A 15,620-nucleotide genomic window follows, 5' to 3' on the forward strand; every position below is an offset into this window, starting at 1 on the left:
GTTAGTATATATGATGTGGATTGCATATAATTGAAAAATAAAAGAAAAATTCGGTTTGTATTGAGAACATAGGATAGCTTAAGAACGATAAATGGAAAGGAAAACAACATGACAAACATGGGTTTCGTCCGGGTGGCTTCCGTATCACCCAAAATCAAAGTGGCCAACACACAGTACAATGTAGATCAGATCCTCCGCTATATAGGACAGGCGGCCGATGAAAAAATAAAAGCCGGCTTTGTTTTATTTCCGGAACTATGTGTTACGGGATATACTTGTGCGGATTTATTTTATCAGCCGCATTTATATGAGGAAAATTTAAAAGGGCTTGAGAGAATTGTTAAAGCTTCTAAGGGTTTGAGTCTGGTGATTATTGTCGGATTTTATTACAGGGTGTACGGGAACTTATACAACTGTGCGGCGTTGATTCAGAACGGCAGGATCAGAGGAATCGTTCCGAAGATGTTCATTCCGGATTATAAGGAATTTTATGAAGCCAGGTGGTTTGCACCGGGTTCTCAGATTGTGAAGGATTTAAAATCGGTAAGAATTTTTGAGGAAGAGGTTCCTTTTGGAAATTTGATTTTTCGAGATGAAAAGGCCGGGTTCGGTGTGGGGATAGAAATCTGCGAAGACTTGTGGATGCCTGTCACCCCGGGGACGCATCTGGCTCTGAATGGAGCAGATATCATTTTTAATGCGTCCGCCAGTAATGAAACGGTCGGAAAATCGCAATACCGAAAAAGTCTGGTGCTTTCGGAAAGCGCGAAAAATAATTGCGGATATGTGTACGCGTCAGCAGGCGTGAACGAGTCTACGACCGATTTGGTGTTCAGCGGACACACCATGATCGCCGAAAACGGAACCATGGTGGCGGAAGGCGATCGATTCCAGCGGGAAGGAAACATGCTGACGGGAGATCTGGATTTTCAGCGGATTCATTTCGAAAGAAGCCATGGGCAGACTTTCAGCAACAGTGCCGCTGCGTATGCAGACAGAAATGCTTATGTAACAGTGGAACTGGAACCGGTACAGCTGGTGGAACCTGGGATGCAGATCCGGAGAACCTATGAAAAAAATCCGTTCGTTCCTTCCGATCCGGCGGTGGTTCATGAAAGCTGCCGTGAAATTTTTAACATTCAGACGGCCGGTCTGGCCAAACGAATGGAACATTCTCACGCGAAAAAAAGTGTGGTGGGAATCTCAGGAGGCTTGGATTCCACTCTCGCTTTGCTGGTTACAGCCAAGACTCACCGGTTATTGGGCAGACCCGCATCCGATATTGTGGCGGTCACCATGCCGGGGTTTGGAACCACCGGAAAGACTTATAATAATGCGCTTACCATTATGAAGCTGCTGGGGGCAGAGGTTCGGGAAATTCCTATTGGAGAAGCAGTCTTAAAGCATTTTGAAGATATCGGGCAGGATAAGGAGGTCCACGATCTGACTTATGAAAATTGTCAGGCGCGGGAAAGGACTCAAATCCTGATGGATATTGCAAACAAAGAAGGCGGGCTGGTGGTGGGAACCGGCGATCTGTCGGAACTGGCCTTGGGATGGTGTACCTATAATGGGGATCATATGTCTATGTATGGAGTCAATGCAGGAATCCCAAAAACCCTGGTGCGATTCGTAGTGCAATGGGTCATGGAGAACCTGCTCAGCGGAGATTCGGAGGATAGGGCGTTCAGCCGGGATAATCCGCTGTTGAAAAAGACCCTTCAGGATATTTTAGATACTCCTATTTCTCCGGAGCTTCTGCCTCCGGATGAAAACGGAAATATAGCGCAGAAAACGGAGGACAGTGTGGGTCCGTATATCCTGCATGACTTCTTTATTTTCTATACGCTGCGGCACGGTATGCCGCCTGAAAAGCTGCTTTATGTGGCAAAACAGGCATTTGCAGACGAGTACGACGAGGAATTCATCAAGAAGTGGCTGATCACCTTTTACAGAAGGTTTTTTGGACAGCAGTTCAAGAGGAGCTGTGTGCCTGACGGTCCGAAAGTAGGCTCTGTCAGCCTGTCTCCTCGAGGGGACTGGAGAATGCCCAGTGATGCGGATGCAGCCATGTGGCTGGCGGAATTGGAATAATCTGCTCTATAATAACCAGTTTAAAAGCAGAAGCTTTGGACGGCGGAACGATATAGAAGTGCGGTTGGTGCTGTAAATGTGCCAGCCGTTTTTCATTCAATAGGAAATATTGTTTCTTATTAAATGAAAAGTGGAGTGCAGAAAATCATTGACGATAGGAAAATTACATATTATAATATAAATGTAAAAAAAATACAGTACGATCGAGATGTTGTAAATCTGTTAGGAGACTATTTTCCAGAAAAATTATTATTTGATTCTGCCAAAGTTTTTGGAATTTATTGCACGGGGCAAAGAATGTAGTATATACTTATAAGTGCCCAAAGACAATCAGAAGGGCGAAGAAAGGGCGGCAGGACTTGCCGTAGGGTAGACATATGAAGGAATTTTATATTGCAGATTTAAGAACAGATGAAGAGATAACAGACTTTTTTATTATAAAGACCATAGCAGTAAAATTAGGCTCCAATAAAAAGCAGTATTTAGATCTCCTGCTGGCAGATGCCACAGGAGAGGTGACTGCTAAGAAATGGGATGTGGCGGATGCGGAATTGCCGTCCATTAATGAAATAAAAGATGGAGACATCGTGAAGATAAAGGCTCATGTAACCCAGTGGAACGGATTGAAGCAGCTTCGGGTCATGAAGATACGAAAAAAAGTCGAAAATGATCCGGTGGAGATGGTCGACTTGATAAAAGCCGCTCCGGAACGGGCAGAGGATATGTATGAATACATATATAACCGGGCCGAAGCCATGAAGGATGAGGATCTCAAGACCATATGCGTGCGGCTGTTAACGGAAAACAAGGAAAGACTGATGTATTATCCGGCAGCGCAGAAGAATCATCATGCGGAGCTGGCGGGTCTTTTGTATCACGTCAAGCGAATGCTGATGAACGGGGAACGAATGTGTGAGGTCTATACCAATCTAAATGCAGACTTGGTTGCGGCAGGAGTCATTTTGCACGATATGGAAAAGTTGAATGAGATCGATTCCAATGAGCTTGGCATTTCTACGGGCTATTCTTTTGAAGGGCAAATGCTGGGGCATTTGGTTCAAGGAATCAAGACCATAGAAAAAATTTCGGAAGAGATTGGAATGCCCAGGGAAAAGGCAATCATGCTGGAGCATATGATCCTGACTCATCACTATGAACCGGAATTCGGAAGTCCGAAGAAGCCTATGTTCCCGGAAGCGGAGATTTTGCACTATCTGGATATTATTGATGCCAGAATGTTCGATATGACAGATGCCCTTCAGGGCGTTCAGCCGGGCGAATTCTCAGACCGGGTCTGGACTTTGGATAACAGGAAGATTTACAAACCGCTGGGAGAATAATAAAAATGGCATGCACTGAGGTAAAAAACGGAATAATTGAAGATATTATTTTCAGAAACAAGGAAAATGGATATACCATAGCCGTATTTGAAAATGAAGAGGAGCAGTTCACCGCCGTAGGGTATCTGCCTTTTGCGGATGCGGGACGGAGCTATGAGCTTACTGGCACCTGGAAGACGCATCCGGTCTACGGGGAGCAGTTCGACGTGTCGGAAGCAAAGGAGCAGCTGCCGGTTTCGACCAAGGGAATGGAAAATTTTCTGGCCTCCGGTGCCGTAAAAGGGATTGGGAAGAAAACAGCGGCGTTGATCGTTAAAAAATTTGGGATGGATACGCTGCGGATCATGGAAGAGGAACCCGACAGGCTGTCAGAGGTTGAAGGAATCGGCCTGAAAAAGGCGGCGGCTATTGGCGAAGCGTTCAAAGAAAAAAGAGCGGTGGCAGAAGTCACCCTGTTCCTTCAAAAGTTTGATATATCCGCAGGCTGTGCCATTCGTTTATATAAGGAATATGGTGAAGCTGCCGTAGATATTGTGTCACAGAACCCGTACCAGCTGGTCAATGATGTTTATGGAATCGGCTTTAAAAAGGCAGATGCCATTGCGGAGAAAATGGGCATAGACCGAAATGATGAATACCGCATTCAGAGCGGTGTCCGGTTTACGCTGAACTATTATGTGGGGGAAGGTCATACATATGTGCCCCAAAAGCTTTTGTGTGAAAGAGCCGGACAGCTTATGGAGGTCTCCACGGAAACGGTCTATGAGAATTTGGTCGGAATGGCCTTTGAAGGAGATATTCAGATTGAAAATCTGGAAGGACAGAACGTTGTTTTTCTAATGCCGTATTTCATGGCGGAACAAAATGTATGCAAAAGACTGGCAGCCGTGAACAGTGCCTCCCTTAAGGCAATTCATGCGGATTTAGATACCCTCATACGCATTACGGAAAATGAGAAGGGGCTGGAGCTGTCAGAAAATCAGAAGTTTGCCGTAAAAAGCTCGCTGGAGAACGGCGTTTCCGTTATAACCGGCGGCCCCGGCACCGGAAAGACTACCATCATCAATGCGATTATGAACATTTTGGAGCACAGCGGTCTGAAAACCGCTATAGCGGCACCTACGGGGAGAGCCGCAAAGCGTATTACAGAAACGTCGGGCTATTATGCCTCCACCATTCACCGCCTTTTGGAATACTATTATTCGGAAAGCGAAGATACCATGCGGTTCGGAAAGACCCAGGAAAATCCGCTGGATTATGAGGTGGTCATCGTAGATGAAGCCTCTATGATCGACATATTATTGATGAATGGGCTGATGAATGCGGTGGTACCGGGAACGAGGCTGATTTTTGTGGGCGACTCGGATCAGCTTCCGTCCGTGGGCGCAGGTAATGTGCTCCGGGATATGATTGACAGCGAGGTCATCTATTCGGTGAAGCTGACGGAAATCTTCAGGCAGGCCAAGGAAAGCTTAATCGTGGTGAATGCTCATAAAATCAACAAGGGGGAGTATCCGGAATGCAACGGAAAGGATAAGGACTTTTTCTTTCTTCGAAAAAGTGGCGAAAAGGACATGCTGGATACTATCAAGGATCTGTGCTGCCGGCGGCTGCCGTCCTATTTCACAGATTGTGATGCCATGAAAGATATGCAGATTCTTACTCCGGTCAGGAAGGGGCTGCTTGGAAGTATCAATCTGAACAAAGAATTGCAGGCAGTACTGAATCCGCCGAATCCGGAGTTAGCCGAGCAGAAATACGGAGAAAAGGTTTTTCGGGTTCAGGATAAAGTCATGCAGATAAAAAACAACTATCAGATGGCGTGGAAGCGTCTGGACGATTTCACAGAGGGCCAGGGAATCTTTAACGGAGATGTAGGCTTTATAAGCCACATTGACAAGGAATTCAATGAAATCGTGGTGGTCTTTGATGACAATAAATATGTGACTTATGACGTGACACAGCTGGATGAACTGGAACTGGCATACGCAGTGACTGTGCATAAAAGTCAGGGAAGTGAATTCCCCATTGTGATCATGCCTATAAGCTGGTTCCCGCCGGTCCTGGCCACCAGAAATCTGCTCTATACAGCTGTTACAAGGGGAAAACAGGCTGTTGTGCTGGTGGGCTCCGTGAACAAAATGTACGCCATGGTGGAAAATAACAGAATTACAGACCGGTATACGGGTTTAAAGGCTCGATTAAAAAGCTTGCTGTAGATTTTTATAATGGGGGAAAAGGGAGATTGAATGTAAGGGAAATGTTGCTGGACTGGTTGTTCCCGTCCAATATTTACTGTATCTGCTGCGGAAATCTGATCGACAAGAGCCGAACCTATGCCCTTTGCGACCAATGTCTGGGGACGATACACTGGGCGAATGACAGAACCTGTATAAAATGCGGGAAAATACTGGCAGACACGGAGCGCAGGCGGCTGTTGGACGAACTGGGAGAAGGACAGCACCTGTGTGCGGACTGCCGTCACAATACCCACTATTTTGACCGTGGATTTACCTGTATGCAATACGGTTCCATGGAGAAAGAAATGATACACCGATTTAAGTTCAACGGCTGTGCCTATATGGGGGATAAGCTGGGAAACATTCTGCTGGATAAAATTCTGCTGGAGAATTTGTCGGTGGATGTGGTCACAGCAGTACCCATGCACTCCAAGAATCAGTTGAAACGGGGGTATAATCAATCTGCCCTTATGGCAAAAGTAGTTGCGAAAGGTCTTGGAGTAGTCTATAATGATCAGGTGCTTATCCGAAAACAATACAAAGCGCCCATGAACAAGCTGGATGCGGAGCAAAGGGCTTCCAATGTAAAAAATTCCTATGGGATTCATCCCAAATTCGGTTGTTTTCAGAATCAAAGTATATTGCTGATAGACGATATATATACTACGGGGAGCACTGCGGACGAATGCAGCCGGCTTTTAAAGGAAGCGGGAGCAGAAAACGTTTATGTGCTGACTTTGGCGGCAGGTGCTGATTGAGGCAGCGGAAAAGCAAAGGATAATTGAATTCCATGCTACATATATTGAGATAAGGCGGCTGTTCAGGTCTGTGATTGAAAGTCCAGGCCAGTTACGGGCAAAGGGACCCACGTAAGCTGATCCGCAAGGCGGCAGTGATCATGGCGTAGCTTAGAAGTAAGTCCTCTGACAAAGTCAGGTAAAGGCAGGTGTGGGGGCAAAGATCAGGTCAGCTGAGCAGCCGCCTTATCCCAATATTCCCATTTATTTTTTCTGAAAATTGTGGAAACTGTCGAAATAAGGTGTTATAATAAAAGCAACAACTCAATCCACAGCTTGTCCCAGTTGTAATAAATTGGAAGTCAGGCTGGTGCAAGAGTTTTTTAAAATCTATGATTTGCAGAAACTAACTACAAAAAGGGAGGGCATCTATATGAAGATTGAAATTACGAGTAAGAACCTGAGTTCAAGTGACTATCTAAGGGACACCATTGAAAAGAAGCTGCAAAAATTGAGCAAATATTTTTCAAATGATATTGTGGCTAATGTAATGGTTTCAGCTGAAAAGGATAAGCAGAAAATAGAAGCGACTATAAATGCAGGGGGAACTATTTTCAGAGCAGAAAATACTGCGGATGTTGCTTATGATGCAATCGACGGAGTTGTTGATAAACTGTCGTCACAGATGTCTCGATTTAAAACAAAGCTGCAAAAGAGGAACAAAGACAACAAGGGTCTTAGATTTGCGGAGATTCCGGATTACACCAATGAGCCGGAAGAGATGACCGTTGTAAAAAGGAAAAAGATGGAAATTATTCCGATGAATATCGAAGAAGCCATTCTACAGATGGAACTGATCGGACATTCCTTCTTTGTATTTATGAATATGGATACGGAGTCTGTCAATGTGGTCTATAAAAGAAAGAATGGGGACTATGGCCTGATAGAAACCGTATATTAAATCATATAAAAAGGCTATGGCGGGGATAAAAATCCCTGCCATTTTTACTTTTAGCTGTACTTTAACTATTGAAAATACCGCTGTTTTTTTGTACAATGGAAAAAGGGTAAACATGAGGGAGAGAATAGGGGAATGTATATGCAGAGTTATATTAGCAATATTGTTTCCGGTATCAGCATTACGGATGCGATCGATGTTTGTATCGTGGCATTTATAATATATAAGGTACTGGGATTTATCAGAGAATCAAGAGCAGAGCAGTTGGTTAAGGGTCTGCTTGTTTTAGTGTTCGCAACATTAATTTCCGAACAATTTCATCTGTACACGTTAAACTGGATTTTAAAAGGGACGATGACCTTGGGCGTTTTGGCTTTAGTTATCGTATTTCAGCCGGAACTCAGAAGAGGGTTGGAATATGTGGGAAGGAGCAAGCTGGTAAAAGCACCCTTCGGTCAGTTCGATAAAGAAAAAGCCAAGAATATTACGGCTCAGTTCATAAGGGCGGTAGATGATTTTTCGGCTAATAAGGTAGGCGCTCTCATCATATTGGAAAGAGAGACCTCTTTAACGGATATCGCTGAAACGGGTACGATTCTAAATGCAGAAATTTCAACAGAACTGCTGGGAAACATCTTTTATGAAGGTGCACCCCTTCACGACGGTGCAGTCATCGTTCGGGGCGACAAGATTTATGCGGCCGGATGTGTGCTGCCCTTGACGCAGAATAAAAATTTGTCGAAGGAACTTGGAACGAGGCATAGAGCGGGGATTGGCATTACAGAGAATTCAGATGCCATTACTCTTATTGTTTCGGAGGAAACGGGGATTATATCCATCGCTGTGGACGGGAAGCTATCCAGATTTCTGGATATTAAGACAGTTGAAAAAACACTGCTCAACCTGTTCTTAAATGCGACGGGGGATGAGAAAAATGTAGCGGTAAAGAGTTTGGCTGCAATTTTCAATATGTTGGGGAGAAAAAATGATGCTGCAAAATAAGAAATTTACAATCTTTCTATCCATCCTTTTGGCGATTTTCTTGTGGGTATATGTGGTAGCTGTTGAAAATCCGCCGACAAAAGTTAAGGTGCCGAATGTGCCGATTAAGCTGGTCAATGTGGACAGTTTAAACCAAAGGGGGTTGGCCATCAGTTCAGAAGAGGACTACTTCATGGATGTAATCGTGGAAGGAGCCCGTTCCGATGTGCTGAAGATTTCAGCTGATGATATTGAGGCGAAAGCAGATGTTTTCGGATATGGAGTGGGGCAGAATGATATTCCGGTCACCATTACCGTACCGGATTCTGTAAGCGTAGCCAATCAAAAAAATAACAGATTGACGGTGACTATCGAAGAAATGGTATCGGTATACAAGCCGGTGAATGTTGTTTTCAACGGAGCGGCCGACTCAAAACAGGAAGCGACGGTTTCCAGCATTACACCGAAGGAAGTAGAAGTAAAAGGTGCCAAGTCCAAAGTGGCATCTATCAAATCAGTCAATGCATATCTTGATATTTCAGAGCTTACCACTACTCCGAAGTCTTTTACAACAGAGCTGACTGCGGTGGATTTTAGAGGGCAGAGTGTCAAAAATATTAAATTGTCCTCAGATACTGCCGACATTGAGGCGGAAATCTATCAAACCAAAGAAGTGCCGCTGGAAGTAGATGTAACCGGAGAAGTGAACAAGGCCTATCAGGTCACCAGTATGGATGTACCGCAAAAGGTCAAGATTAAAGGCTTAAAAGAGGATTTGCAGGATATCAGCAAAGTAACGGCAGAACCGGTGGACATAAGCAAGGTCACGGCTACGACGGATATCCCGCTTACGATAAAATTGCCTCGCGGGGTCATGCTGGCACAGGAGTCTAAAAAGACAGCGGTCAGCATAGCGATAAAGGGCATCAGTGTAAAGGAATTTGAGATACCGAGCAGCAGTATTACTGCAAACGGACTGGGTGACAAGCTTTCACTGGTGATCAATACACAGACTGTCAATGTCAAGGTTTCGGGAAAGGAAGCAGACGTTGCAAAGCTGACGGAGGCTGATGTGAATCTTTCCATTGATTTGACAGGCCTAGAGGCGGGAATCTATACGGTTCCTTTAAAAGTTGAGAAGGAGAATGGAATTTCAGATATCTCGGTAACCCCTGAGGAAATTCATATAACGATTAACGAGGCTGTATAACCTCGTTTTTCGTGTGTTTAAATACATAGGTAGGAGGAATTATTGAATGGGTAGATTGTTTGGAACGGATGGAGTGAGAGGCGTAGCAAATTCGGAACTTACTCCGGAGCTGGCATTTAATCTTGGTAAAGCGGGTGCTTATGTGCTCAGCAAGGAAGAGCAGAGGCCGGTTGTTCTGATTGGCAAAGATACAAGAATATCGGGGGATCTTTTGGAAGATGCTCTGAGTGCAGGAATTCTGGCTATGGGAGGAAATGTCATAAAGGTAGGAGTATTACCGACTCCCGCAGTGGCATATCTTGTAAAGTATTACAAAGCAACAGCAGGTGTGGTCATATCTGCATCACATAACACGTTTGAGTATAATGGAATCAAGTTTTTTAACGGAGAAGGGTTTAAGCTGGATGATGAACTGGAGGAACAGATTGAGGACATCATTCTCAGAGGCACGGATATAAACAGTCACATTACAGGGGATAGATTAGGCAGATGTCTGGAAGCAGAAGAGGATGCACTGGATCTATATGTTCAGTTTCTTAAAAGTACCATAGATATTCGATTGGAAGGCATGAAGCTTGTTTTAGACTGCGCCAACGGCGCATCCTACAAAGCCGCAGAAAGGGTATTCAGAGATTTGGGCGCAGAGGTCACTGTGATAGCAAACAATCCAAGCGGAACCAATATCAATGAGAATTGCGGCTCTACGCATCCGGAAGGATTACAGAAATGTGTACTGGAAAGCAAAGCTGATCTGGGGCTCGCGTTTGACGGCGATGCAGACCGGCTGATCGCTGTAGACGAGCGAGGCCGCATTATTGATGGGGATAAGACCATTGTTATGTGTGCAAAGATGCTGAAAGATAAAGGCCTGTTAGTAAAGGATAAGGTAACAGCCACGGTCATGAGCAATCTGGGCTTTCATAAGGCGGTGGAGGAAATGGGCTGTAATGTGGAAGTGACGCAGGTGGGAGACCGGTATGTACTGGAAAGCATGTTAAAAACAGGCGGCATCATAGGCGGCGAACAGTCCGGCCATATTATTTTCTTAAATTATACAACGACCGGAGACGGAATTCTATCCGCTCTGCAGTTGGTCAAGGCTGTTCGAGCCAGTGGGAAAAAGCCGTCTGAGCTGTCGGATCAGATTATCATCTATCCGCAGGTCCTAAAGAATGCAAGTATTAAAAATGAAAACAAAAAGACCTATATGGAAGACCCTGAGGTCCGTGATGAAATCGCGCGGGTAGAGAAGCTGATGGACGGAGAGGGAAGAGTCCTGATCAGGCCGTCCGGGACAGAGCCTCTGGTTCGGGTCATGATCGAGGGCCGGGATATAGAGGTCATTACAGAATTGGCTCAGGAGTTGGCACTTCTGATAACGAAAAGGTTGGGATAGGAGGACACGAATATGTGTGGAATCGTAGGATATGTGGGTAAGCATCAGGTAACGGATGCAAAGGACATTATCATTGACGGATTAAAAAAATTGGAATACAGAGGATATGACTCAGCTGGAATCGCACTGAATACAGGAGATAGGCTGGAGATCAGGAAACATGTGGGAAGAATCGAAAATCTTGAAAAGCTCATAAAGGGGGAAACCTTAAACAGCCATATTGGTATCGGACATACAAGGTGGGCCACTCACGGGGCGCCCTCTGATTTAAATGCACATCCCCATTGTAATGCGGACGGCTCCATTGCGGTCGTACATAATGGAATCATTGAGAATTATGTGGAAATCAAGGAGTGGCTGACCAAGGAATACGGCGTTCAATTTAAATCCGAGACCGATACGGAAGTCATCGCTCATCTGATTGGAATTTATTACGACGGAGATCTGGAGGACGCCGTTTTTAAAGCGGTAACCAAGATGAGGGGTGCCTATGCTATCGGCGTGGTGGCGGCGGCAGAACCGGATAAGATCGTTGCCGTGCGAAAGGACGCCCCGCTTATTGCCGGACTTGGGGAAGGCTGCAATTTTATTGCGTCGGATATTCCGGCACTCTTAAAGCATGTAAGAGAGATCTACCTGATTGAAAATAATGAGACCGTGGTGGTGACTGCCGATGACGTAAAGATTTACAATGAAGCCCGCAAACAGGTGAAGCGGGAAGTATTCCATGTGACTTGGGATGCAGAAGCTGCCGAAAAGGAAGGCTACGATCACTTTATGCTGAAAGAGATCCACGAGCAGCCGAAGGGTCTTTATGAAACGCTGAACAGGCGTATTGAAAAGGACGGAAGCATCAAGCTGGATGGAATCCATTTGACCAAAGAAGACATTGAAAATTTCAATAAGGTATTTATCGTCGCCTGCGGTACGGCGTACCACGCAGGGCTGGTAGGAAAATTTATCCTGGAAAATCTGGCTAAGATTCCGGTTGAAATTGACGTGGCATCTGAATTCAGATACCGGGATCCGTTTGTGGATGACAAGACCTTGTTCATTGCCATCAGCCAATCAGGAGAAACGCTGGATACGCTGGCCGCGCTTAGAGAAGCAAAGCGAAAGGGAGCTAGAATTCTCTCTGTTGTAAACGTAGTAGGAAGCTCCGTGGCTCGTGAATCGGATGATGTGTTCTACACCTGGGCAGGGCCTGAAATCGCAGTGGCTTCCACGAAGGCCTATACGACTCAGCTGATGTGCATGTATTTGATCGGATTGTATATGGGGCGTAAAAAAGGAGTGGTTTCCGATGAGAAGTATGCACAGTATATGTCTGAACTGAAACAAATCCCGGATAAGCTGGCAAACCTATTAGAAGGTGAATCGGCAATACACGATTTGGCTAAAGAACTGTACAAAAGAGAGCAGGTCTTCTTTATCGGAAGAGGGGCAGATGTAGGGGTTTCTTATGAGGGCTCTTTGAAGCTGAAAGAAATTTCTTATATTAATTCCTTTGCTATCGCAGCAGGCGAGCTAAAGCATGGTACGATTGCTTTGATTGAGAAGGATACGCTGGTCATAGCCCTTGCTACTCAGGATAAGCTTTATGAAAAAATGCTGTCCAATATACAGGAGGTAAAAGCAAGAGGGGCTTATGTAATCGGCGTTGCCAAGGAGGGCAACAAGGAGATTGAGAAACAGGCAGACCGGGTGATTTATATCCCGGATTGCATGGATGAGGTCTCCCCATTCCTTTCCGTAGTGCCCCTTCAGATATTGGCTTACTATATCGCCAAGGAAAGAGGCTGTGACATCGACAAGCCGAAAAACCTAGCGAAAAGTGTAACGGTTGAATAAAATAAACTGCGGTAGAGCGTAAAAAGAAAAAGGACGAAAAAGCCTCAGCTCAAAAGCTAGTAACTTCTCGTCCTTTTTATTGTTTAGAAGAATATTAAAAAACTACAAGTAAAAGCAGGTTAAGAGGGTTTTTAATATTTAACGTTAAGTTCATCAAAGAAAGCTGTATTTGTAACCTCATATTCTATGTCGCCTAGGTCTGCTTCCGATACATTATTTTCGGAACAATATGCTGCAACGTTTTCACTTATCAACAACGGCTCTGTCTCATATTTGGGCTTAAAGGTATTCCAGTACTCGTCTTCGCTGAGCCCCATGGAGTTAATTAATGTTTTTGCAATTTCATGGCTTTCTTTTGTGGATTCCGCTAATTTCCGCTGTTGATTTGTAGCGGCTATGATGTCTGCTTCCGATGGAAGCAGCTGGTGGGAATCGGCAAAGTTTCGCTCAAAGGCCTGCTTTTTAACTAGATTCCAAGTGTCTTGAGCAGGATTTTCTGCATGGCAAGCTTCATATAGACTCATTCGATACATGAAATACTCCTTAGAAACCTCTTCCCCCATAATAATTGCAACAGTATTATCTTGATCTTGTCCATAATTCTTTGATAAATTAGAATCTTTGTTTATTAAGGTTTTAGCAGAATCTTTTAATGCAAAACCCATTTGCTTTGCAGACTCTTCCCCAGGAAAATTATTTTGTGCTGCCACTGCGGTAACACAGGTTAAAACAAGAATGGCAACAATTATTAATATTTTTGCTTTTTTGCTCATTTATACATCCTCCGTAATTCAAACTTCTATTTAGGGCCGCTTATTGATAAGGTTAAAGAACAATTCGGATTATGAATAATGCCTGAAGGATGCGAAAATGTATAATTTCCTACTTCTTCAGCAGAATAGTAAAAGGTTTTTTTAGGATCACCATATTTACTAAAATAAACATATGCAGATTTGCTCCAGACTTCAGAAACTGAATACCAAAAGGAAGATGGTGCAGGCGAAATTTGTCTAGTTACTTTATTTCCATAATCTATAGTCTCGGAAATTGATGCTTCCAGTTTTCCATCGCCTGTAGTAGGGGGCTGTTTTGGATCAATATAAGCATTGGCAGAAATGGTATTTAGAGTATAGTTAGAAGTTGATGTACTATAATTTCCAATAATATTAAGATTGACCCCCCAAGCTATCAACGATCCCACATCGGGAACAGATCCTGTAAAAACTTTATAATTTGTTGTTAGTTTGAAAGCTTTCGCACTAACTATACATTAGTTTAAGCTGATTTTGCAATAGGTTTGACAAAGGATATACTTTTTTGATAAAAAAACAAATAAATATAAAAAATCATCAAACGGAATACGTAACAAATAAAGTCAATAGTTTTTGGTTTTTTAAACAAAAACTATTGACTTTATTTGTTTACAGATATAATATAAAAGAAAAAGTTTATTATATTGCACAAAAACATAGCACGTAGATTACATATTTGTGCAGTAGAAGGTGCCCTTCACCTCTACATGTAATATTCTTACTTAAATTTTATAAAGAGGTGATATCTAATGAATTTTTCCCCAATTATTGCCTTCTTGTTCGTGGCGGTATTTTTAGCAATAGGTGAAGCTATTTCCACAAGAACAAAGGCATATGTACCATCGGTTTTCGTGACCGGAGTACTTTTTTTAATCGGCTACTGGACAATTACACCGAAGGATTTGGTCGATACAGCTTCCTTCGGACCGCAATTTGTATCGGTCTGCATGAGTCTGCTTTTGGTTCATATGGGAACCATGATGGACATCAAAAAATTAATTGAGCAGTGGAAAGCTGTTGTAGTGGCTGTTGTGGGTGTTGCAGGTACAGTGCTTTTGGCTATGACAATCGGCAGGATGCTCTTCGGGTATCAGTTTGTGGTTGCTTTGACTCCTCCGCTTACAGGCGGTATTGTTGCTGCCGTACTGATGTCCAATGCATTGACAGAAAAGGGATTAGTGGCAATGGCGGCTTTCCCGGTGGCTATGTTTATTGTTCACAGCTTTATCGGATACCCTCTGACTTCGTGGTGCTTGAAACGGGAAGGTAAAAGGGTGCTGGCTGAGTACAGGCTAAATGGTACGGGCGGGGCGGCATCTGAAAGTGCCGCTGTAGTACATACGGCGAAAAAGAAGTTGTTTCCGCAGGTGCCGGAAAACTACTTGACCAGTACACTTATTCTCGTAAAGCTTATAATTGTGGGCATTATCGCTCACCAGCTTTCTGTTTTGACAAAAGGTATGGTCAATGAATACATCATCTGCTTGATTTTAGGCGTGGTATTTTGTGAGCTTGGATTCCTAGAGGAGAGCGCTTTATCAAAGGCCGGCGTATTCGACTGGTTGATGATGGGTCTTTTGGCATACGTTATGTCCAAGCTGAGTGAGCTGACACCGGCATTGTTCTTAGAGATTATCATTCCGATCATCGTTTTGATCGTTATCGGTATTACCGGCATGTTCCTTACTTCCGCTGTTTCGGGAAGAATGGTGGGACTGTCTAAGGAGATGAGCTTTGCATGTGCTTTGACTGCATTGTTTGGCTTCCCGGCAGACTATATTATTACAAACGAGGTCTGCAATTCCATCAGTCAAACGAAAGAAGAAAAAGAGTATGTTGCCGATGTCCTTGTGCCGAGAATGCTGGTCGGTGGATTTGCCACCGTTTCCATCGCTTCGGTGATCATTGCAACGGTATTTGTAAACCTGGTATAAAACCTGAGGGTGCATTTATACATTCGGGAAATACAAGACCAAGAAACGAGAGTCAAAAGAAGGATGA

The 15,620-nt window shown here is 44.1% G+C and carries 12 protein-coding genes; 10 read left to right on the top strand and 2 right to left on the bottom strand.

The window, feature by feature from the left end; translation table 11 throughout:
- The first annotated feature begins 108 nt into the window (after positions 1-108).
- The 9 genes from EQM06_RS01180 (at position 109) to glmS (ending at position 12,807) form a co-directional block, all read left to right on the top strand.
- Positions 109-2,094 (top strand): NAD(+) synthase, encoded by a 1,986-nt coding sequence (locus tag EQM06_RS01180; protein ID WP_128744602.1) that lies wholly within the window; start codon positions 109-111, stop codon positions 2,092-2,094.
- Between the two features lie 377 nt (positions 2,095-2,471).
- The gene (locus EQM06_RS01185) at positions 2,472-3,434 is read left to right on the top strand and encodes a 3'-5' exoribonuclease YhaM family protein (protein WP_205666570.1); all 963 of its coding nucleotides are present in this window, start codon (positions 2,472-2,474) and stop codon (positions 3,432-3,434) included.
- Positions 3,435-3,439: 5 nt separating this feature from the next.
- Complete coding sequence (recD2, locus tag EQM06_RS01190; RefSeq protein ID WP_128744603.1) at positions 3,440-5,653, top strand: SF1B family DNA helicase RecD2; 2,214 nt, start codon at positions 3,440-3,442, stop codon at positions 5,651-5,653.
- Between the two features lie 26 nt (positions 5,654-5,679).
- Positions 5,680-6,432, top strand: a complete 753-nt coding sequence (locus EQM06_RS01195) for a ComF family protein (protein ID WP_128744604.1) — start codon at positions 5,680-5,682, stop codon at positions 6,430-6,432.
- 412 nt (positions 6,433-6,844) lie between these two features.
- Positions 6,845-7,372 (top strand): ribosome hibernation-promoting factor, HPF/YfiA family, encoded by a 528-nt coding sequence (gene hpf / locus EQM06_RS01200; protein WP_128744605.1) that lies wholly within the window; start codon positions 6,845-6,847, stop codon positions 7,370-7,372.
- 138 nt (positions 7,373-7,510) lie between these two features.
- Positions 7,511-8,371, top strand: a complete 861-nt coding sequence (gene cdaA / locus EQM06_RS01205; protein ID WP_128744606.1) for a diadenylate cyclase CdaA — start codon at positions 7,511-7,513, stop codon at positions 8,369-8,371.
- A complete protein-coding gene (locus tag EQM06_RS01210; RefSeq protein WP_128744607.1) occupies positions 8,355-9,560 on the top strand; it encodes a CdaR family protein in 1,206 nt (401 codons plus the stop codon). Before cdaA ends, EQM06_RS01210 begins: the two co-directional genes overlap by 17 nt.
- Positions 9,561-9,606: 46 nt before the next feature.
- Positions 9,607-10,956 carry a phosphoglucosamine mutase gene (gene glmM / locus EQM06_RS01215; protein ID WP_128744608.1) on the top strand — a complete coding sequence of 450 codons (1,350 nt, stop codon included), beginning with the start codon at positions 9,607-9,609 and terminating at the stop codon, positions 10,954-10,956.
- Positions 10,957-10,968: 12 nt separating this feature from the next.
- Positions 10,969-12,807 carry a glutamine--fructose-6-phosphate transaminase (isomerizing) gene (gene glmS, locus EQM06_RS01220; RefSeq protein ID WP_128744609.1) on the top strand — a complete coding sequence of 613 codons (1,839 nt, stop codon included), beginning with the start codon at positions 10,969-10,971 and terminating at the stop codon, positions 12,805-12,807.
- 131 nt (positions 12,808-12,938) lie between these two features.
- On the opposite strand, the gene EQM06_RS01225 is transcribed toward glmS, so the two are convergent.
- Positions 12,939-13,580 carry a hypothetical protein gene (locus tag EQM06_RS01225; RefSeq protein ID WP_128744610.1) on the bottom strand — a complete coding sequence of 214 codons (642 nt, stop codon included), beginning with the start codon at positions 13,578-13,580 and terminating at the stop codon, positions 12,939-12,941.
- A gap of 26 nt (positions 13,581-13,606) precedes the next feature.
- Positions 13,607-14,008, bottom strand: coding sequence for a hypothetical protein (locus EQM06_RS01230; RefSeq protein WP_128744611.1), 402 nt, complete (start codon positions 14,006-14,008; stop codon positions 13,607-13,609).
- A 360-nt stretch (positions 14,009-14,368) separates the two neighbouring features.
- On the opposite strand from EQM06_RS01230, the gene EQM06_RS01235 reads away from it, so the two are divergent.
- A complete protein-coding gene (locus EQM06_RS01235; RefSeq protein ID WP_128744612.1) occupies positions 14,369-15,553 on the top strand; it encodes a hypothetical protein in 1,185 nt (394 codons plus the stop codon).
- Positions 15,554-15,620: the final 67 nt, after the last annotated feature.

This window comes from Aminipila luticellarii (assembly GCF_004103735.1).
Lineage (GTDB): Bacteria > Bacillota > Clostridia > Peptostreptococcales > Anaerovoracaceae > Aminipila > Aminipila luticellarii.

Bases quoted from the DNA above. Each gene is read 5' to 3' on its own strand.
- EQM06_RS01235 (WP_128744612.1), top strand. From the start codon at position 14,369: ATGAATTTTTCCCCAATTATTGCCTTCTTGTTCGTGGCGGTATTTTTA.
- EQM06_RS01225 (WP_128744610.1), bottom strand. From the start codon at position 13,580: ATGAGCAAAAAAGCAAAAATATTAATAATTGTTGCCATTCTTGTTTTA.
- glmM (WP_128744608.1), top strand. From the start codon at position 9,607: ATGGGTAGATTGTTTGGAACGGATGGAGTGAGAGGCGTAGCAAATTCG.
- cdaA (WP_128744606.1), top strand. From the start codon at position 7,511: ATGCAGAGTTATATTAGCAATATTGTTTCCGGTATCAGCATTACGGAT.
- EQM06_RS01210 (WP_128744607.1), top strand. From the start codon at position 8,355: ATGATGCTGCAAAATAAGAAATTTACAATCTTTCTATCCATCCTTTTG.
- recD2 (WP_128744603.1), top strand. From the start codon at position 3,440: ATGGCATGCACTGAGGTAAAAAACGGAATAATTGAAGATATTATTTTC.
- glmS (WP_128744609.1), top strand. From the start codon at position 10,969: ATGTGTGGAATCGTAGGATATGTGGGTAAGCATCAGGTAACGGATGCA.
- EQM06_RS01185 (WP_205666570.1), top strand. From the start codon at position 2,472: ATGAAGGAATTTTATATTGCAGATTTAAGAACAGATGAAGAGATAACA.
- hpf (WP_128744605.1), top strand. From the start codon at position 6,845: ATGAAGATTGAAATTACGAGTAAGAACCTGAGTTCAAGTGACTATCTA.
- EQM06_RS01180 (WP_128744602.1), top strand. From the start codon at position 109: ATGACAAACATGGGTTTCGTCCGGGTGGCTTCCGTATCACCCAAAATC.